This is a genomic window from Rufibacter sediminis (genome assembly GCF_014269285.1).
Lineage (GTDB): Bacteria > Bacteroidota > Bacteroidia > Cytophagales > Hymenobacteraceae > Nibribacter > Nibribacter sediminis.
In genome coordinates this window covers 89729-110676 of the sequence record NZ_JACOAF010000021.1, presented here as the reverse complement: position 1 = coordinate 110676, position 20948 = coordinate 89729, and the positions used below count along the sequence as shown (strand labels likewise).

The following is a 20948-nucleotide window of genomic DNA, read 5'->3' as shown; positions in this document are numbered from 1 at the left end:
TACAGGGAAAAAGGCGATATTCGCACCCTGATTGTGAAACCTTAAACTTTAGGAGGTAAAACTATTTCTACGAATAACAGACGCTACGTGCCACGTGGCAAGGTCGAAGAACCTTATCGTATCAATCAGCGCATCACCGGCGTCCGCGACGTGCGGGTGGTAGGTGAGAACGTGGAGCCGGGTGTATACAGCATAGACCAAGCCCGTCGTCTCGCCACCGAGCAGAATTTGGACCTGGTAGAGATATCACCCAAAGCAGATCCGCCGGTTTGCCGTATTATCGATTATTCGAAATTTAAATACGAGCAAAAGAAGAAGCAGCGGGAAATGAAGGCGAAAACCACCAAGGTGGTGATGAAGGAAATCCGGTTCGGTCCTAACACAGACGACCACGATTTCGAATTCAAGCTGAAGCATGCCCGTCAATTCTTAGGTGAAGGCGCAAAAGTGAAGGCGTATGTGCACTTTGTTGGACGAACTATTGTCTTTAAAGAGCGCGGTGAGTTACTTTTGCTTAAATTTGCCCAGGCCCTGGAAGACGTAGCAAAAGTAGAGCAGTTGCCTAAACTGGAAGGGAAACGGATGTTTTTGTTCCTGGGACCAAAAGTGAAAAAATAACAGTACACTTTATATACACCCAAATGCCAAAGATGAAAAGCAAATCAGGGGCTAAGAAGCGATTCACCCTGACAGGTACTGGCAAAGTAAAGCGTAAACACGCTTACAAAAGCCACATCCTGACCAAAAAGACCACCAAGCAGAAGAGAAATCTGACCCACATCGGTTTAGTGAGCGAAGCTGACCAGGCCAACGTGTTAAGAATGCTTGCGTCTTAATCCCATTCAATTTTTCCAATTGTTTCATCGGGAACTGGTAACTAAGAATTAAACCGAGATCACCAGCCCCAAAAAAAAGTAGAAATGCCTAGATCGGTCAATACCGTGGCGGCTCGCCACAAGAGAAAGAGAATCATGAAAATGGCCAAAGGTTACTTTGGTCGTAGAAAAAACGTTTGGACAGTAGCCAAAAACGCGGTTGAAAAAGGTTTGCTTTATGCGTACCGCGATAGAAAAGCGAAGAAAAGAGACTTCCGCGCTCTTTGGATCCAGCGTATCAATGCCGCAGCCCGTATCAACGGTCTGTCTTATTCCCAGTTAATGGGCAGTTTGAAAAAAGCCAACATCAACCTGAACCGTAAAGTTTTGGCTGACCTGGCTTTGAACCATCCAGAAGCCTTCACCGGAATTGTTGAGAAAGTGAAATAAGCTTTCCTGCTCATACCTCTTGAAAAGCCCAGCCTACGCTGGGCTTTTTTTATGCCCTTCTGGGAACAGAGCCCTATCTTATTCCCAAAGCCTTCTTGGTGAGTTGAAGTTAATGCGAGAAGATAGGCTTACTTATCTATTTACATAACGTTTCTGATCACGCGCAGCCTTTCAACCAACGCAGTACCGCAGTTACCTCCTCTTTATAACAGCTATTTTAATGGTCGGTCCAAAGTCCTTGTAAAACTCACATTAGCCGAGCTCCTATTAATCCGTCAATTCAGGACAGGAGAAGCAATGCGTCTTTCCCTGCAAGGACGTTTTCAGCCTCTTTAAAGAAAAAGAGACATAAAAGAAAAAAGTTGTTGTTAAAACCTATCTAGTTAGCGGCCAGCAAATAGGGAACCTGGAAAGTATTACTAAAGCAGTATCTGCGCTCTCAGGAAACCCGCAAGGGTTAGTTTTTCCATTCTCCTGGCAAGAATCAAGCATCTACTTAAATGCTAGTAGAAGTACTTAATTGTTGTCTGTAGTTACATTTATGTAACTACTTGTAAACCAACAGTTAAAGCGCCTTAAAGTAGGTTGTTTTTGAAGTGCCATAGAGGAAAGATTCAATTTGAGAAAACCTATATTAAGAAGCGACTTTTCCGCTGCCATTGCTGTATCCAGTAAAAGTTCTAAAATCTAAATTATTAAGTACTTCTTGGTATAACAGAAAGCCAAATCTAAAAAATGTTGGTTTGTGCTATTAAGTTGTTTGAAAAGTACTAAACCTTTTTAACAGCTTATCTCAATTGGAGTTTTATATAAAAAACTAAGCTCAAAGTATAATTAATGCTTGAAGAATGAGCTCTAAATAGTGCTGAAAAGAACATATAGAGAAAGTTGAATATTTGTATTGTGACAAATGTGGTTTTTAAAGAAAAAAAATTGGTTTAGTTTTGACGCATAGCCGCTATAAAATCCCGCCTTAAACGTCCTAACCCTTTATTAGTTTAACTTTAAAAAATGAAATTAGGTCTCTACTCGTCCATTCTTACCCTTTTTCTGTTTTTAAGCTCTTTCTCCATTTTTGGCCAACAAACCACCGCTAACCAAAGTGTTAAACCCTATGGAGCTCCTTTCGGATATGGTGCCAATATGGGGGCTTTCGGTAATGGCTGGAATGATAAAACCCTGGCTACTGTCATCAGCAAAGCGGGTGGTAATACCCTGCGGCCCACCTTGCCCGAAAGCTTTGTAGAACGGTGGGGCTACTCAATCCGGTTGAATGAGTTCAAGTACTATGCGGTGGACCTGGGTATGAAAGACATCACCGTTTTTCTGGAAGGCCCGTCTGAGGCGCACCGTGACCTGACCACTTACCCAGGCTGCAGCAACTCCTCTAAATCTTTCAAGAACCTGTACGAACCCATTTGGTTAGCCGATGGTACCGTTAACCCCAATAACTTCTATGCCAACTACGTGTACAAACTGGTGCAGACGTACGGCCCGTATGTGAAGAACTGGGAAGTGATTAATGAGCCCGATTTAGGTTCTGCCACCCGTTCCAACTGGTTGACCCGCGCTCCGTTGCCGGCTGAGATGTCAAACTTCAGAGCTCCCTTCTTCAACTACATCCGGATGCTGCGCATTACCTGGGAAGTGGTGAAGAAATACAACCCCGATGACTTCGTGACTCCGGGCGGAATCGGTTACTCGGAGTTCCTGGATGCCCTTATGCGCTACACTGATAACCCGAACGGCGGCGCGGTATCCAGCCAGTACCCAAATAAAGGCGGCGCTTATTTTGACATGGTGAGTTATCATGTGTACCCGGCTCACTTCCTGCGCAAATGGGATAACACCATTGGAGGCTTTAAATACCTGCACAACTCAGACTATGCCGCCGCTCAGGTGGTTAACCACAAGAACAATTTAGAGGCAGTTTTGGTAAAATACGGCTATAACGGCACCACCTATCCTAAAAAACATTTCATCGTTACCGAGACCAACCTCAACCGCCGCACGGTAGACTGGCGCTATGGCTCTGATGCCATGCAGCGTAACTTCGGGATCAAGGCCTTGGTTCTGGCGCAGAAGAATAACATCAAGCAGGTTCAAATCTACGGAGTAGGGGAATCCATAAATGCTCCGGCCGAAGGAACTTCCATTACCAGTGACTATTCTTTGATGGGTCTTTATGAGAACCTGAAGAGAGACGTGTACGGTGCCGAAAAACTTTCCCCAATCGGGAAAACGTTCAAGACAACTTCGCTGCTGATCAGAGACTACGCGTATGATGCCGGCCGTACGGCAGCCTTGAATTTGCCTGCCACCGTAGAAGGAGGGGCTTTCGTGAAGAATGGAGAATACGTGTACGCTCTGTGGGCGAAGAACCCCAATGACAAAACCGAGACGTATTCCCAGACCTACTCTTTCCCGGCAGCTTTAAACCTGACCTCGGTAGACCGATATGAGTGGGATTATTCCCTCACCGGAAAGAACACGCAGCAACTTCCTACCGCCATCACCCTGAACACAACTCCTTCCTTCTTCAAAGGAGTGACTGGTGCCACTACTACTCCTACGCTACAAGGGCAGACCATCACGTTCCCCGTCATCGGAAGTAAAGAATATGGCGTGGCTCCTTTCACCTTACAAGCGACTTCCACCTCTGGCTTGGCCGTCAGCTTCAAGGTGATTTCAGGACCAGCCACTTTGAGCGGCAACACCCTTACATTAACCGGAACCGGAACGGTGACCGTTCAAGCTTTGCAGACCGGGAATTCCACCTACAGCGCCGCCACCCCGGTTAGCCAGAGCTTTTCCGTGACGCAGCCCGCCTCCACGCCAATTGACGCTATCACCATCCCATCTATCCGGATAGAGGCCGAGAAATACACCAGCATGAGCGGAGTTTATGTTGAGAGCTGCAAAGACACCGGCGGTGGGTATGATGTGGGCCGCATTGATGCCAATGACTGGATGAAGTACAGTGTTACCGTGAATACTGCCGGCACCTACAACATGAGCTTCCGGACGGCAGGTACTGGAGCAGGACAGTTCGAGATCAGAAACAGCAGCGGAGCCGTTTTGAAAACGGTAGACGTGGCGGCCACCGGTGGATGGCAAACCTGGAGAACCACCACCACGCAAGTGGCGTTGGCGGCCGGAACCCAGACCATCCAAATCTACGTGAAGAAATCTGGCTGGAATTTCAACTGGATTGAAATTGGAGGATCTACAGCCCAGGCTAAGGCTGCCACCATTTCAGACGGTGCTTTGTCTTCCCTGACGGAGAACGCCTTAGATCAAAACTGGACGGTGTATCCTAACCCCACCGTTGACAAGGTGCAGGTTCAGATTGGCCAAGACGTGACCGGCCAGGTAAGCGTGGAGCTGATTGACCCATCAGGAAGAATCCTGAAACAGTTCTCCTTGAACAAAGGAGACGAGCAGATCACCCAAACCGTCACGTTAGAAAACCTGACCAGCGGGCTTTACTTTATCCGTCTCAAAGGAAACGGAGTGAACGAGGTGAAGAAAGTGATCAAGCAATAATCACCAGAGCAGTAAGTGCGTTTTAAGCCTGTTTTAGATAAAATAGCAGTAAACAGTTTTGATAAATGTAAAAAGGCCGGAGCTTTTGCCCCGGCCTTTTTTTTACCCGTAAGGTACTGCAAAGTCCTTACCTTCTGAGCATGATTCTGAGGATCTTAGTTTTACTGTCCGTTCTCAGGCGGGCAATGTAAATACCAGCCGGCAAGTCCCCATTGATGGTGACGCTGTTGATGACACCCGCTTCCGCAACTCCTGAACGAATCTCTTTCACAGCTTTGCCATTCACATCGAAGAGGGTGAGCGAGTACGCGCCAGCTTCTCGTAATGTAAAGTCAATGGTAGAAGATTCAGAGAATGGGTTTGGATAAGCACTCATGACAATATCCGAAACTTTTCCAAGGTTCCTGTCTGGGGCTGCTACAGAAGAAGCGGTAGAAGTAGTAGCCGGGGTACCGCCTAATGGACAACCGGCATTGTTGTACTTGTCTAATTTCGTAGCCAGTGTGCCTGGTGCTGTTCCTCCGGTTTTATAGGCTGTATTCACGGCTTTGATCAATGAAACCGTAGAGGGATAAGCAGAATTGTAATCCACATCGGGGCTGCAGATGTTTAACAAAGCTGCCACGGATTGACGAGCTAAGTTATAAATTCCTCCTCCGCCAAGATTAAGAACCTGAAGAAGAGTAAGGTTTTTCAATTCTGCAGGGGCATCTGCGAAAATGCTGCCGTACAAGGTAGATGCGGAGATGCTCTTCTGGATAGTGTAGTTGGGGTAATAAGGCTTAGGAATGGTTACACTCGAGCACCACCGGTCGGTGTGGTTTTTCCAGTAGCCTAACGTACACCCTTCAAATACAACGCAGTTTGTAGCAGGATTAATAACCACAGATGCGGTCTTTGTACAGCCTTTGGCATCAGTCACGGTAACGGTGTAAGTGCCCGCTGCTAAGTTAGATGCCGTTGCAGCTGTGCCACCACTAGGGGACCAGGCATATGTATAGGGAGCAGTACCTCCAGTTGCCGTTGCTGTGGCTGAACCTGAATTAGGACCAGTACAGTTAGCATCCGTTTTGGTTGTTGCCACCATAAGCGCAGAAGCGGGTTGAGTTACTGTATAAGAGCCTGTTTTAATACATCCCTTGGCATCTGTTACAGTAACGGTGTAAGTTCCTGCCGGAAGATTGGAGGCGGTTGTACCAGTCTGCACAGGCGAGGTGTTCCAAATATAGGTATAGGGAGCTGTGCCTCCAGAGGCGGTCACTGTTGCTGTACCGGTGCTACCGCCGTAGCAATTTACGTCGGTTCCTGTCACAGCTACATGAAGAGCGCTTAATGGCTGCCCGATAGTAACAGTAGCGGTTTTAATGCAGCCTCTGCTGTCTGTCGCGGTTACGGTGTAGGTACCAGCTGCAAGATTAGATGCAGTGGACCCGGTTTGGACAGGTGAGGTGTTCCAGGTGTAGGTGTAAGGTCCGGTGCCCCCAGAGGCTGTGGCAGTGGCTGAGCCGTTGTTTCCTCCATAGCAGGAAACGTCGGTTTTAGTTGTCACCAGAGATAAGGCATACGGTTGTGAAATGGTGATCTGCGCCGTTTTGGTACACCCTTTACTGTCTGTTACAGTTAAGGTGTAACTTCCTGCCGGCAACTCTACTGTGGATCCGGTTTTTACAGGAACGGAATTCCAGGAATAGGTATAAGGAGCCGTACCGCCCGAAGCTACAGCCGTGACGCTTGATGTACCTCCATAGCATGAAATACCTGTTGTAGTAATAGAAACTGACAAGGCAGTAGGCTGGCCTATGGTGGCAGTTGCGGTGGTGGTGCAGCCTTTTGCATCTGTTACAGTAACAGTATAAGTTCCAGCTGTCAAGTTAGATGCTGTAGCGCTCGTTCCTCCAGAAGGGCTCCAGGAATAAGTATAAGGGCTTGTTCCTCCAGATGCGGTCACCGTCGCAGATCCGGTGCTTCCTCCATAGCACAAGACATTGGTTTTAGTAACAGAGGCAGTTAATCCGCTTGGTTGAGCAATAGTCACTGTCGCAGATTTCGTACAGCCTTTACTATCGGTTACTGTCACTGTATATGTTCCCGCTGCTAAATTAGCGGCAGTTGCACCAGTGCCACCAGTTGGGCTCCAAGAATACGTATATGGGCCTACACCACCAGTAGCAGTTACCGTAGCAGAACCGGTGTTAGAACCGGAACAAGTTGCGTCTGTTTTAGAAGTGGACAATACAATGGCATCAGGTTGCCCAATAGTAACCGTAGCGGTTTTGGTACAGCCTTTGCTGTCCGTCGCGGTTACAGTATAAGTTCCTGCTGTGAGATTTGAGGCTGTCGCTCCGGTCTGGACGGGGGAAGTACTCCAGGAATAGGTATAGGGTCCGGTACCGCCCGATGCGGTAGCTGTGGCCGATCCGCTGCTTCCTCCATGGCAGGAAACATCCGTTTTAATCGTAGAAACAGATAATGCAGCTGCTGGTTGGGTAACAGTATAAGAAGCGGTGGTAGTGCAACCTTTGCTATCTGTTACTGTTACTGTATAGGTACCTGCCGTTAGGTTAGATGCGGTTTGGCCCGTACCACCACTGGGGCTCCAGGAATAGGTATAAGGACCTGTTCCGCCCGTAGCAGTAACTGTGGCCGATCCGGTGTTACCACCGTAGCAATTGACATTAGTGCCTGTGATAGCAGCATTTACTGCTGTTGCAGGTTGGGTGACTGTGTAAGAGGCAGTTGTTTTACACCCTTTAGCATCCGTTACGGTCACAACATAAGTCCCCGCAGAAAGGTTAGAGGCGGTAGCACCAGTTCCCCCGGATGGGCTCCAGGAGTAAGTGTACGGCCCAGTTCCCCCAGATGCTATCACTGTTGCGGAGCCAGTATTCCCCCCAAAGCAGGCTATGTTTGTTCCTGTGGCGATGGCAGTTAGAGGAGTGGTGATTTTCAACTCCTGGAGAGTGCCACACTTAGGTGCTATTTTAGAAGCATCTAAAGGACATTGGTTTCTATTCCCGTCCGAAGCATCGGTCCAGGCAAGATACAAGCCAGTTATAGTTATTTGATCGCCACAAAAATAGCTGATCTCATTTCCTTCAACGGTGAAACTCCTTTGTTCCCGTCCTGGAAACCCATCATCGTTACAGTCACTAATGGTTCTGGAAGTTCTTATGGTTCCGTCAGGTTTTTTAACAACTAACGTTCCATAAAAGGCAAAGGCCGTTCTCAGGGAATTTGTCGCATTATAAATTGTCATCACTAACTCAGATGATAATGGATCTCCTGGGGTACATGTAACGCAGCCTGTTCCGGTTAAAGTTGCCCCAATAACTTGCATGTCTTGTGATACGCATCTATCCGGTGACGGAAGTTGAGACAAATCTTGGGCTTTGGTAGTGATGGAAAACATACACACCGCCACAAGCACCATGAGGTACTGCCATACACGTTGTGAGTTGTAAAGCAGGACAGTTCCCGTCCTGTTGCTACAATTGTAATAATTTACCATGATCGTTCTGGTTTAATGTGTGATAGATTTTGTGGATAGAGAATAGCAGGTAACCGCTGGTTGAGCCTTTAAAGAGGCGTACCAGAAAGGGGCGGACACAGTGATTCACCTAAGTGAAATGAGCACTTAAAAATGACAGACAAGAAAAGGAGGGGGAAGCAGGTGAACTCCTTAATAGGAAAGTGACTCCTGAACGGGCAAACCGGTAAGAGACTAGGGTGTGAAGAATTATTCAACCCTCAGTCAAACTACCCCATTGCTGAACCATTAGAGAGTGCTTCTATTAAGGCGGTGGAGCTTAAAAGGAATCTGTTTTGATGATCACTCTACCACATAAATGCTTTGGGTAGAGAAGGATGGATGCTTTTGCCTTCCAGGAAGCTATAACTTGTTTACTCCTAGCTATACACCATGATTCTGAGAAATCTCTTTAGGGGAGATCTTCCTGAAAGCATACCTGAAGATATAAGGCATTATGTTAAATAACAAGAAAAAACAGTATTTTTTTAATCTTGTAAAATAATATGTGGTAAATACGATTGGCTCTACTTACTAGTGAGTAATGAAGGCGCTTCTACCGCCACTTGCAAAAAGCCCCTTTCAAGCTTCTGAACATAGATGAGAATGAGAATGTGAGCGGAGCGGGATAAATGTCCTTTGAAAGGGGTATTGAATGTAATAGGTGATGTGATTTGGTGATTATTGAACGAAACTAATAATCCTGTCTAATGACCTTCTTGTTAAATTCAATTTCTAGCTATACAGCAAATAATGTATTAGGTGAATATAACAAACAAGCATGTCCTCGCTCTTGCTAAATGTAACATGGGGTGTTGCTCCAGTTTTTGAGCATACCCATGCAAAGGATTTCCTGCTGATCTTCTATAGCCAGAATTTTACTCATCCCATTTACACTTAAAATGAAAAGCCGATTTCCGTTTACTCTAACACTTCATTAAGTCATCAGCTGCATCATTATTGAAATCGTTTTTTCGCGTTTCTGATAGGATGGTTCCAGTTGTCAAATGGATCATGTTTTCCAGCTTACTAATTCCTATTCCTGATTTAGCATCTATATAATGTTAATCCCATATGAAGGAAGAGATGCGGAAAGATATACGGAGCCTCTTCTGTTTATTGCATGCTTTTGTGAAATGAGGCCATAAACGCAAAACGTTAATAATAGCAATTTTACTGTTTGCAAGTTGAAGCTATGCTTTATCTTTATTTTTCTTACCGGTGGATAGTTGCGGTAGCAAACTGCTTTAATCATTATGAGTGGATTGCTTCAACTAACAGTTACAGAATGGAGAGGTAAATGGAGGGTAGGAGCTGCATTGAAGGTAGCTTGGGCTGAAGCAGAATAGACTAAGCCAACACTCTCCCAATTAGGTTTAACTGTCTCTGTACAGAATGAATTAGATCAACTAAATAGTTAAAGCAAGTGCATTGCTTAGATGCAGTAAACTGTTGTGAAATACATCATTAATTCCAATTAATATAACACTTTTATTACTTGCCAATAGTGGGTTTATGCCTCAATAATTTGAGTGTGTAATTCAAATCTGCTTTATAGATATGAAAAGTAGAAGCGTGAAAAGCGACGATGGAAAGATGGGTGCTTCCTTCATTGGGAGATCAGAATGACAGGCCTGAGGCGTTTTACACGTGATTTCTGGAAACAAGGCCTAAAACGTAAAAAGGCTTCCAAATCGATATTGGAAGCCTTTTTACAGTTGGGAAATCTAATCGTAGCGGGGAGCAGAATCGAACTGCCGACCTCAGGGTTATGAATCCTGCGCTCTAACCATCTGAGCTACCCCGCCGAATTGTGGTGCAAATGTAGGGGAAAGATTTATAACCACACAAGTTTTTTTGTATAAAAAATTTTCCCTTAATTGAAGAAGCATATCCGCCCCCGATCTTTACTACACCCTGTTACCATTTTTAGCTTTATTGTCCTATGAGTAAGATAAAGTTTATCAGAGAGTATTCTCTTAATGCTTCCCCCAAGATGCTGTACCCGTACCTGAGTACTGCCTCGGGCTTGGCCCAGTGGTTGTGTGATGCCGCCAAACAGATTGGAGACCGCAAGTACAACCTGGTGTGGGACAACCAGGACCACATCGCTGAAATGACGAGCCACCGCATGAACAAATCGGTGCGGTTTACCTTTCCGGGCACCAACAAAGGCCCTTCCCACGATTACAGCTACATCGATTTCTCCATTGAGTCCGGGGAACTGACCCAGGAACAATTCCTGCGCATCGTAGACTATACCGATGTGGGCGACGTTGAACAACTAGCCGAGCTTTGGGACAACCAGATATTGACTTTGCGAGAGTTGATAGGAGGATAGTCCGGCTTTCCGCCGCTTTTCGTAAATTTGGCCACTTTTCCTTGGGAGAGGGCCATAATACCTACGGCCGTTGCCCAGAGAAGCGGTAGCGCTACATGAAAAAATTAGATAAACTGATTCTTAAGTCCTTCATTGGGCCTTTTGTCCTCACTTTTGCCGTAGTAGAGTTCATTCTGCTGTTGCAGGTTATCCTCAAGTACCTGGATGACCTGATCGGGAAGGACCTGGGGGTGGCCGTTATCGCCGAGTTGCTGTTTTACTTCAGCCTGAACCTGGCACCCATGGCGTTTCCGCTGGCTATCTTGCTTTCCTCGCTCATGACCTTCGGGAACCTGGGCGAGCACCATGAATTGACCGCCATCAAAACGTCCGGTATTTCCTTGGTGCGGGCGCTGCGGCCGGTGTTCCTGTTTGCCGTGCTGCTCACGGTGGCCGCCTTTTTCTTCCATAACACCATCGTGCCCAAGGCTAACCTCAAGGCTTATAGCCTCATGTGGGACATCCGGCAGAAAAAACCCTCGCTGGATCTGAAGGAAGGCTCTTTCTACAACGGCTTGCCCAACCGCAGCATCAGGGTGGGCAAGAAGTTTGAAGACGGCCAGACTCTCAAAGACATCATGATCTATGACCACTCCAACGGGCAGGGCAACGCCGTGATCATGCTAGCTGATTCCGGCAAAATGTACACCCAGTTCAACGACCAGTACCTGGTGCTGGAGATGTTCAACGGTAAAACCTTCGCCGAGGAGCGCCCCAGCAGTTCCAACAGCTACGGGCAGTCCACGGGGTACCTGCGGCAGGCGTTCACCAAAAACAAGATCGTGGTGAACCTGTCTTCCTTCCAGATGGTGCGGAGCAATTCGCAGTGGTTCTCAGACAACAAGATGATGAAGAACATCAACCAGCTGACCCAGGTAACCGATTCGCTCCAGAAACAGATCACCAAGGAGACGTCTCTGCTGGAACCCAATGTACGGCCGTTCTATTCCCACTTCTCCAGCCTGAAAGCCAGTGACACGCTCAAGATCAAGGTGAAGAAGGAAGCCACCGCCCCGGCAATTCTGCTGCAGGATGTGCAGGCCGCCGCCAACGCCGCCCGCAACGTGAAAAGCTTCACCAGTTCCTATGCCTCGCGGCTGACCACCATTCAGCGGGAACGGAACAACTACGAGATTGAGATTTACCGCAAGTTCACCCAGGCCTTCGCCTGTTTCATCATGTTCCTGATTGGCGCTCCGCTGGGGGCCATCATCCGGAAGGGCGGGCTGGGCATGCCGGTGATCATCTCCATCGCGTTCTTCATCGTGTATTACGTGCTCAGCATCCTGGGCGAGAAATGGGGACGGGAAGGAGTGGCCCCGGTGGTGATGGGCATGTGGGCGGCCAACCTCATCTTGCTTCCAATCGGGCTGTTTTTCCTAATCCAGGCTAGAAACGACTCCAGCTTGCTGGAATTTGACTCCTGGCGGAAGTTTACCGCCCGGTTCAAGCGGGCCAAGGCCGTATAAATGAAATAAACCCACCTTTATTCCAATGAATTATTTGAATATAAGGGTTTGTTTCCTATCTTTGCGCCTTATAATCTGAACTGCGATAAAAAGAAAAGTACAGTTACACGCAATGAAATTAACTACCGAAGCGAAAAAAGAAATCTTCCAAACCAGCGGTTTTTCAAAGTCAGCCACCGACACCGGTTCTGCTGAATCACAAATCGCCCTGTTTACTGCCCGGATTAACCACCTGACAGAACACCTGAAATCCAACAAAAAAGACTTCTCCACTCGTTTGGGTCTTTTGAAATTGGTTGGTAAGAGAAGAAGATTACTGAATTACCTGACCAAGACCGACATTACGCGTTACCGCGCTATCATCGCTGAACTAGGCATTCGTAAATAATCCACATAGAAAGATTAGGGAATTCATAAACGGGATTCCCTAATCTTTTTTATTGCCTCCGCTTTCCCTTCTTGCTCTTAGCGCCCTTGGCTCTCTGCCTGTGGGTGCCTTTTACTTTGATTGCATCTTATATCAAGAACGATGTCATATAACGCTATAACTAAAACCATCAACATGGCCAATGGCCGTGATATCACTATTGAGACCGGCAAGCTTGCCAAACAGGCAGATGGGTCTGTGGTGGTAAGATGCGGAAATGCTATGCTCCTGGCCACCGTGGTGTCTAACGTGGGCGCCCGTGAAGGGGTAGATTTCCTGCCGCTGTCTGTTGACTACCAGGAGAAATTCGCTTCCTCAGGTAAAATCCCCGGTGGTTTCCTGAAAAGAGAAGCCCGTCTCTCTGACTACGAAATCCTGATCAGCCGTTTGGTAGACCGTATCCTGCGGCCTATGTTCCCGGACGATTATCACTCCGAAACCCAGGTGATCATCAACCTGATCTCCGCTGATGCGGAGGTGTTGCCAGATGCCCTGGCCGCTTTGGCCGCTTCGGCCGCTATCTCGGTTTCTGATATCCCATTCAACGGACCTATCTCTGAAGTGCGCGTTGCCCGCATTGACGGACAGTTCCAGATCAACCCCTTGCTTTCTGACCTGAAGCGCGCCGACATCGACCTGATTGTAGGTGGATCTGCAGACAGCGTGGCCATGGTGGAAGGCGAGATGAGCGAGGTGTCTGAAGAAGACATGCTGGAGGCCATCAGAGTTGCCCATGACGCCATCAAAATTCAGGTGCAGGCGCAGCTGGAATTAGCGCAGGAGGTAGGTAACACTACCAAGCGTGAATACAGCCACGAGACAAACGACCTGGAACTGAAAGACCTGATCTTCAAAGCTGTTTATGACAAGGCGTATCAGGTTGCTGCTTCCGGTAACAACGTGAAAGCCCAGCGTAAGGAAGCCTTCAAAGCCATCAAAGAAGAGTTTGTGGCTTCTCTTCCTGAAGATCACACGTATGACGCTACCCTGATTGGAAAATACTTCCATGACGCGGAGAAAGAAGCGGTACGTGACGTGGTCTTGAAAGAGCGTCGTCGTTTAGATGGTCGGGCTTTGGACGAGATTCGCCCTATCTGGTCAGAAATCAACTACCTGCCATCGGCGCACGGTTCTGCCGTGTTCACCCGCGGTGAGACCCAGTCGTTGACCACCGTTACCTTAGGTACTAAACTAGACGAGCAGATGATTGATGGCGCCATGTTCTCTGGCTACAACAAGTTCATGCTGCACTATAACTTCCCTCCATTCTCTACCGGTGAAGCCAAGCCAATGCGCGGTACTGGCCGTAGAGAAGTAGGACACGGAAACCTGGCCATGCGTTCTTTAAAGAAAGTATTGCCTTCTGAAGAGGAGAACCCCTACACCATCCGGATCGTTTCAGATATCCTGGAATCCAACGGTTCTTCTTCTATGGCTACTGTTTGCGCCGGAACGCTGGCCTTGATGGATGCCGGTATCCAGATTTCTGCCCCGGTATCAGGTATCGCCATGGGTCTGATCATGGACGAAGAGTCTGGCAACTTTGCCGTTCTGTCTGATATCTTGGGTGACGAAGATCACCTGGGTGACATGGACTTCAAGGTAACCGGTACGGCCAAAGGGATCACGGCTTGCCAGATGGACATCAAAGTGAAAGGTCTTTCCTTTGAGATTCTGGGCCAGGCCCTGGCACAAGCCAGAAACGGACGTCTGCACATCCTGGGCGAGATGAACAAAACCATCGCGCAGCCTAACGCAGATTTCAAACCGCATACCCCACGTTCTACCAATATTATTATTGAGAAGGAATTTATTGGCGCCATCATTGGACCAGGTGGTAAAGTAATCCAGCAGATCCAGCGTGATTCTGGTGCGGTGATCCAGATTGAGGAGAAAAACGACAAAGGCTACGTGAACGTGTTCGCCACGAACCAGGACGCGATGCAGATGGCAGTCTCTAAAATCAAAGCCATTGTGGCCGTGCCGGAAGTAGGCGATACCTATACCGGTAAAGTGAAATCTATCCAGCCGTATGGCGCATTCGTAGAGTTCATGCCCGGCAAAGACGGCTTGCTGCACATCTCTGAGGTGAAGTGGGAGCGTCTGGAGAGCATGGAAGGCGTGTTGGAACTAGGCGAAGAAATCCAGGTGAAACTCGTGGATATTGATGCCAAGACCGGCAAATTCAAACTTTCCCGCAAAGCGTTGCTGCCAAAGCCAGAGCGTCAAGAGTCGGCTCCTAAGAAAGACTAACCTTTCTATTGTCTATGACCCGGCCAAACACGTCCAGATTCTGGAGGTGCGTGGCCGGGTTTTAGGGCTGTTTTGTAAAAACATGCCTGAAACAAGGAGAGTTAGCAGGTGTTTTCGTTTAAAGAGAACTTTTGGAGCGGGGGAGAGTGTTATCCCAACAGCCAACCAACACAGAGATTTACACAGTATAGAAATACACTCCAATGAGACAGCTGAAAATAAGCAAGCAGATTACCAACCGCGAAAGCCAATCTCTAGACAAATACCTGCAGGAGATTGGGAAGGTGGACTTGCTCACCCCAGATGAGGAGGTAACGCTTGCCCAGCGCATCAGAGAAGGCGACCAGTTCGCCCTCGAGAAATTAACCAAAGCCAACCTTCGCTTCGTGGTGTCGGTGGCAAAGCAATACCAGAACCAGGGACTTTCCCTGGGCGATTTGATCAACGAAGGCAACTTAGGTCTGATCAAAGCCGCCAAGCGTTTTGACGAAACCCGTGGATTTAAATTCATCTCTTACGCCGTTTGGTGGATCCGTCAGTCTATTCTGCAGGCTTTGGCCGAGCAGTCCCGGATTGTGCGTCTTCCGTTGAACCGGGTAGGTTCCTTGAACAAGATCTCCAAGTCTTTCTCAGAGCTGGAACAAAAATTTGAGCGCGAGCCGTCTCCAGAGGAAATTGCCGAAGTACTGGAACTCACCACCGCTGAGGTAGTGGATACCCTGAAGATCTCCGGTCGTCACGTGTCTGTGGATGCTCCCTTCGTGCAAGGTGAGGAAAACCGTTTATTGGACGTTTTGGAAAACGAAGACGAAGAGTCTCCGGACACCGGCCTGATGAACGACTCCCTGCGCAAAGAAGTACAGCGTGCCCTTTCTACCTTGACCAAACGCGAAGCTGATGTGATCACGCTTTACTTCGGACTGAACGGAGAGCACTCCCTTACCTTAGAAGAGATCGGCGAGAAATTTAACCTGACCCGCGAGCGCGTGCGTCAGATCAAAGAGAAAGCCATCCGCCGGTTACGCCATACTTCCCGCAGTAAAGCCCTAAAGCCTTATTTGGGATAGTTTTTACTTCATCATTGCAAAGCCTTGGTTTCACAAAGACCAGGGCTTTTTGCTTTTTAGAGCCAAATGATTAGGAAAGGTCTGCTGCTTTTTTAAGCCTCCTTTCGGGAAAAGAGGCCTAAAGCGTATCTAGGTTTAAACTATCTAAGAGCCTTGCTGTCTAACGGGTAAGAAATCACTTGGGGAGAATTCTTCCTGGCTTTTATTTGTTATAGAAATCTAAAGCAAAACCTTGGTTGCCGCTATGTACTAGCTAGAAGCCAAGTAATTATGTACAATTAGCATAGATGTTAAAACGCTGGTATCCCGCTGGGCTGCCGGTGTCTTTAAAATAATTCGTAATATTGCACTCCCAAATTATTACCTGATATGGAAAACCAAAAGGAGCGCGTAAAGTGTTTGATCATCGGCTCTGGCCCTGCCGGATATGCCGCCGCCATTTACGCCTCACGGGCCGGTCTTAAACCGGTTATGTACCAAGGCCTGCAGCCTGGTGGTCAGTTGACCATTACCAATGACGTTGAGAACTACCCCGGTTACCCAACCGGTATAAATGGCCCGCAGATGATGGAAGATTTCCGTCAGCAGGCCGCCCGCTTCGGTACCGATATCCGTTACGGCATCGCTACTTCCGTTGATTTCTCCGGCAAGCCGCACAAAGTGACCATTGACGAGCAGAAGGAAATAGAAGCAGACACGGTCATCATTGCCACCGGTGCCTCGGCCAAATGGCTGGGACTGGAATCGGAAGCCAGACTGAACGGGAGCGGGGTTTCTGCCTGCGCCGTGTGCGACGGGTTCTTCTACCGCGGCCAGGAAGTGGCCATTGTTGGAGCCGGCGACACCGCCTGCGAGGAAGCTCATTATCTTTCTAACCTGTGCTCCAAGGTATACATGATTGTGCGCCGCGATGAGATGAAAGCGTCTACCATCATGCAGAACCGGGTGAAGCACACGCCCAACATCGAGATCATCTGGAACAGCGTGACCGATGAAATCCTGGGTGAACACGATGTGCAAGGGGTTCGGCTGAAGAACACCATCACCGGTGAGACCAGTGAAATTGCCGTGAAAGGGTTCTTTGTGGCCATCGGGCACGAGCCTAACTCCAAGATTTTCCAGCCTTTCTTGCAGCATGATGAGAGCGGCTACCTGAAGACCATTCCCGGCACTTCCAAAACCAACATTGACGGCGTATTCGCCTGCGGCGATGTGCAGGACAATGTGTACCGCCAGGCGGTGACGGCGGCGGGCACCGGCTGTATGGCCGCCCTGGATGCAGAACGTTACCTGGCTTCGCTGGAAGACCATTAAAACAGAGGAAGAACAAGCCGCTATCGCCTTGCAAAAGCAATAAAATAGCGGCTTGTTCAGTTTTATAGCCGAGCCGAAAACAAATGTTGGTTCGGTGATTAATCAGATTAAATGTTAGTAAGAAAGCTACTTTTTTTTCTGCTTTTCGCCTGTCTCACCTTCTCGGGGCACATGGCAGAGGCGCAGAGGAAAAAAACCAATAAAGACATCTTCAGACGGAAATCTCCCAAGATCAAAGCCGTGAAGCCTGAAACCACCGTGGAGGTGAAGCAGGAAACCTTACAGGACAAAGACAAGCCTAACCGCGCCGAGTTCAGCCCAGTCAAGAAACTCTCCATTGTCAGTGAGGACACCAGTTCCCTGAACCTGGGGGAACAGAGCATTGTGGAGATGTCTGAGGAGATCCAGTTGGATGACAGTGCCTGGGTGAAGATTGCCGCCTACTACGCCATTTGGGACACGCACAACCTGAACCCTTACCGCAAAGACGGCCGTACTATTAAAGATACCATTGCGCTGCAATTGTATAACAAGACCCACCCCTATAAAATGCCGCTGGTGAAAACCCCCATCACCTCTGATTTCGGATTCCGGGGATATCGCTGGCATTACGGCACCGACCTGGATCTGGACACCGGAGACTCGGTGAAAACAGCGTTTGACGGAGTGGTGCGGATCTCTAAATGGGACGGCGGCGGCTACGGGAATTACCTGGTGGTCCGTCACGTAAACGGTCTGGAGACCGTGTACGGTCACCTCAGCAAGCCAGTGGCCAAAGTAGGGCAGTACGTGAAAGCGGGCGAGTTGATTGGCTGGGGCGGTAGCACCGGCCGCAGCTCCGGACCTCACCTGCACTATGAGGTGCGCTACGAGGGAAACCCCATTGACCCCGAGGAACTCTATGACTTCCCGGAATACCTGCTGAAGGGCGAGAATTTCCAGATCACCTCCGCGCTTTTCAATTACTACAACCGCGCTAAAAAGAAATCTTCTTCCGGAGCTACCCGGGCCAGAAGAGCGGTGTACCACAAAGTGAGAAGCGGCGAAGTGCTGGGCACCATTGCCCGCAAATATGGGGTGTCCGTTTCCCAGATCACCCGCCTGAACCACATCACCACCCGTACCACGCTGCGCTTGGGACGTAACCTCCGCATTAAATAACCCGCTCATGAAGCTTGACATACTGGCTTTTGCCTCCCACCCAGATGATGCCGAACTTGGCTGCGTGGGTACGTTACTGGCCCATAAAGCCCAGGGCAAAAAGGTAGGGATTGTAGACCTCACCCGCGGCGAGCTGGGAACCCGCGGAACCGTGGAGACCCGCGCCCAGGAAGCCGCCGATTCTGCCCAGATCCTGGGATTGGATGCCCGGGAAAACCTGGGTTTAGCCGATGGCTTCTTCCGGAACGATGAAGCCCACCAACGCCTCGTGATCCAAGCCATCCGGAAATACCAACCCGAGATCGTGCTCATGAACGCCATCCATGACCGCCACCCCGACCACGGGCGCGGCAGCCAGTTGGTTTCTGAGGCTTGTTTCTATTCTGGTTTGCGGCAGATTAAAACCCAGGGAGCTGATGGGCAGGAGCAGGAGGCCTGGCGGCCGAAGGCGGTGTACCATTACATCCAGGACCGCTTCATTTCCCCGGATCTGGTGGTAGACATTACGCCCTACTGGGAAACCAAAGTGGAGGCGATCAGAGCATTTAAGACGCAGTTTTTCACCCCCGCCACTGCAGACAGCCCAGAGCCCGCCACCTATATTTCCTCCCCGGAATTCCTGCAATTCATTGAGTCGCGCGCGAAGGAGTTAGGCCACGCCATTGGGGTCTCTTACGGCGAAGGGTTTACCAAAGAACGCTCTCTGGGAGTAAAGAACCTGTTTGATTTGATTTAACTTCCTAAAGTGCCGAAGCTGTTTTAAGGCTCCTTTCTTGAAAGGCCCCAAAGCGTCCTGTATATCGTCAGCCTAAAAAGAAGGCCCCGTGAGTATTCTCACAGGGCCTTCTTTTTAGGCTGACGTTCTGTTTTGAGCCTGTTTTTAGAAAAACGGGCTCAAAACAGAGGGGATTACTTTAAGCGGTTCTTACGCCAATCAGACATGGAGCCGGTAGGGGCTGCTGATGACGTAGGAGTGGCTGTCGATTGTTTGACTTTGCCCGCGAACAAAGCCGCCAGCACTGCCGCCATGGCTTCCTCGTCCTGAGTAGGTGCGGGTTTCAATACCGATGGGTCCTGGAAGTACCGCTCAATAAACTTCGTATCGAAATCACCGGAGCGGAAAGCCTCGTGTTCCATCACGAAGCGTCCGAAGGGCAAGGTGGTTTCTATGCCGGTGATCTGGTATTCGTCAATGGCCCTGATCATTTTCTCAATGGCTTCCTGGCGGTCTTTGCCAAACGTCACCAGCTTCGCGATCATCGGGTCATAGTAGATCGGAATCTCCATGCCTTCCTCAAAGCCATCGTCCACGCGCACGCCTAAGCCCTGCGGCCGTTTGTAGGTGGTCAGCGTCCCGATGTCCGGTAGGAAGTTGTTGGTGGGGTCCTCGGCGTACACCCGCAGTTCCAGAGCGTGTCCGCTGATGGTCAAATCTTCCTGGGAAAAGGAGAGAGGCGCGCCCTGGGCTATCTTGATCTGTTCTTTCACCAGGTCAAGCCCGGTAATTTGCTCGGTCACGGGGTGTTCCACCTGCAGGCGGGTGTTCATCTCCAGGAAGAAGAAGTTTTTGTTCTCGTCCAGCAGAAACTCCACGGTGCCGGCGCCCACGTAATCACAGGCTTTGGCCACGTCAACGGCGCAGCGGCCCATCTCGGCGCGCAACTCGGGCGTGAGTACCGATGAGGGTGCTTCCTCAATCACTTTCTGGTGCCGGCGCTGAATGGAGCATTCCCGCTCAAACATGTGCACAATGTTGCCGTGGGTATCGCCCAGCACCTGAATTTCAATGTGCCGCGGCGAGCCGATGTATTTCTCAATGAAGACCGCTCCGTTCCCGAAGGCCGAGGTGGCTTCACTCACGGCCAGCTGCATCTGTTCCTCAAAATCAGAAACCCGCTCCACCACGCGCATGCCTTTTCCGCCGCCGCCCGCACTGGCTTTGATCAGGATGGGGAACCCGATGTTAGAGGCAATAACTTTCGCCTCTTCAATATCAGTGATGGCGTACTCGGTGCCGGGCACCATGGGAATGTTGTACTTGGCCACGGCGGCCTTGGCGGCCAGCTTGCTGCCCATCAGCTCAATGGCCTCCGGCGAGGGACCAATGAACGTGATGCCGGCCTCCTGCACCTGCTGGGCAAAACCCGCGTTCTCAGAGAGGAATCCGTAGCCCGGGTGAATGGCGTCTACCCCCAATCGTTTGCAAACCTCCAGAATGACATCTCCGCGCAGGTAAGACGCGCTGGAGGCGGGTGGCCCCACGCAGACGGCCTCATCGGCGTAGCGCACGTGCAGGGCCTGGCGGTCCGCTTCAGAATAGATGGCTACGGTTTTGATGCCCATCTCGCGGGCTGAACGCATCACGCGTAAGGCTATTTCACCGCGGTTTGCGACCAGCAGCTTTTCAATTTTTCTCATGAAGGCAGGTTCAGTTCGGTTCAATCCTCAAAGAAAGTTCATTCCGGCCAAAGTTAAAAGACGATTTTACCGCAGCAATCTGGCACTGACTTTGTAATTGATGACAATCAATGTAAATTTGC

14 protein-coding genes and 1 tRNA gene are annotated in these 20948 nt (G+C 49.3%); 12 read left to right on the top strand and 3 right to left on the bottom strand.

What is annotated here, in order from left to right; all coding sequences use genetic code 11:
- The first annotated feature begins 87 nt into the window (after window positions 1-87).
- The 4 genes from infC to H7U12_RS08740 all read left to right on the top strand — a co-directional run bounded on the left by infC (window position 88) and on the right by H7U12_RS08740 (window position 4811).
- Window positions 88-618, top strand: a complete 531-nt coding sequence (gene infC / locus H7U12_RS08755; protein WP_223808873.1) for a translation initiation factor IF-3 — start codon at window positions 88-90, stop codon at window positions 616-618.
- A 23-nt stretch (window positions 619-641) separates the two neighbouring features.
- Window positions 642-836, top strand: a complete 195-nt coding sequence (gene rpmI, locus H7U12_RS08750) for a 50S ribosomal protein L35 (RefSeq protein ID WP_186636094.1) — start codon at window positions 642-644, stop codon at window positions 834-836.
- 84 nt (window positions 837-920) lie between these two features.
- Window positions 921-1265 (top strand): 50S ribosomal protein L20, encoded by a 345-nt coding sequence (gene rplT, locus H7U12_RS08745; RefSeq protein WP_186636091.1) that lies wholly within the window; start codon window positions 921-923, stop codon window positions 1263-1265.
- A gap of 1011 nt (window positions 1266-2276) precedes the next feature.
- Window positions 2277-4811, top strand: coding sequence for a carbohydrate-binding protein (locus tag H7U12_RS08740; protein WP_186636088.1), 2535 nt, complete (start codon window positions 2277-2279; stop codon window positions 4809-4811).
- A 127-nt stretch (window positions 4812-4938) separates the two neighbouring features.
- Here H7U12_RS08740 and H7U12_RS08735 read toward each other — a convergent pair whose 3' ends face one another.
- Together H7U12_RS08735 and H7U12_RS08730 are read right to left on the bottom strand one after the other, a co-directional pair.
- Window positions 4939-8319 carry a T9SS type A sorting domain-containing protein gene (locus tag H7U12_RS08735; protein ID WP_186636085.1) on the bottom strand — a complete coding sequence of 1127 codons (3381 nt, stop codon included), beginning with the start codon at window positions 8317-8319 and terminating at the stop codon, window positions 4939-4941.
- A gap of 1752 nt (window positions 8320-10071) precedes the next feature.
- Window positions 10072-10145 (bottom strand) — tRNA-Met (locus tag H7U12_RS08730).
- Between the two features lie 137 nt (window positions 10146-10282).
- Here H7U12_RS08730 and H7U12_RS08725 point away from each other — a divergent pair.
- From H7U12_RS08725 to bshB1, 8 genes are all read left to right on the top strand, one after another.
- Complete coding sequence (locus H7U12_RS08725; RefSeq protein WP_186636082.1) at window positions 10283-10678, top strand: START-like domain-containing protein; 396 nt, start codon at window positions 10283-10285, stop codon at window positions 10676-10678.
- Between the two features lie 95 nt (window positions 10679-10773).
- Window positions 10774-12186 carry an LptF/LptG family permease gene (locus H7U12_RS08720; RefSeq protein WP_186636079.1) on the top strand — a complete coding sequence of 471 codons (1413 nt, stop codon included), beginning with the start codon at window positions 10774-10776 and terminating at the stop codon, window positions 12184-12186.
- Between the two features lie 112 nt (window positions 12187-12298).
- Window positions 12299-12574 (top strand): 30S ribosomal protein S15, encoded by a 276-nt coding sequence (gene rpsO, locus H7U12_RS08715; protein WP_062545232.1) that lies wholly within the window; start codon window positions 12299-12301, stop codon window positions 12572-12574.
- A 141-nt stretch (window positions 12575-12715) separates the two neighbouring features.
- Window positions 12716-14866 carry a polyribonucleotide nucleotidyltransferase gene (gene pnp / locus H7U12_RS08710; protein WP_186636076.1) on the top strand — a complete coding sequence of 717 codons (2151 nt, stop codon included), beginning with the start codon at window positions 12716-12718 and terminating at the stop codon, window positions 14864-14866.
- Window positions 14867-15069: 203 nt separating this feature from the next.
- Complete coding sequence (locus H7U12_RS08705; RefSeq protein ID WP_048920485.1) at window positions 15070-15933, top strand: sigma-70 family RNA polymerase sigma factor; 864 nt, start codon at window positions 15070-15072, stop codon at window positions 15931-15933.
- A 369-nt stretch (window positions 15934-16302) separates the two neighbouring features.
- On the top strand, window positions 16303-17247 hold the full coding sequence (trxB, locus tag H7U12_RS08700) for a thioredoxin-disulfide reductase (RefSeq protein ID WP_186636073.1): 945 nt from the start codon (window positions 16303-16305) through the stop codon (window positions 17245-17247).
- A 111-nt stretch (window positions 17248-17358) separates the two neighbouring features.
- Window positions 17359-18408 (top strand): peptidoglycan DD-metalloendopeptidase family protein, encoded by a 1050-nt coding sequence (locus H7U12_RS08695; RefSeq protein WP_241749256.1) that lies wholly within the window; start codon window positions 17359-17361, stop codon window positions 18406-18408.
- A 7-nt stretch (window positions 18409-18415) separates the two neighbouring features.
- The gene (gene bshB1 / locus H7U12_RS08690; RefSeq protein ID WP_186636070.1) at window positions 18416-19144 is read left to right on the top strand and encodes a bacillithiol biosynthesis deacetylase BshB1; all 729 of its coding nucleotides are present in this window, start codon (window positions 18416-18418) and stop codon (window positions 19142-19144) included.
- 173 nt (window positions 19145-19317) lie between these two features.
- On the opposite strand, the gene accC is transcribed toward bshB1, so the two are convergent.
- Window positions 19318-20826 (bottom strand): acetyl-CoA carboxylase biotin carboxylase subunit, encoded by a 1509-nt coding sequence (gene accC, locus H7U12_RS08685; protein ID WP_186636067.1) that lies wholly within the window; start codon window positions 20824-20826, stop codon window positions 19318-19320.
- Window positions 20827-20948 lie beyond the last annotated feature (122 nt).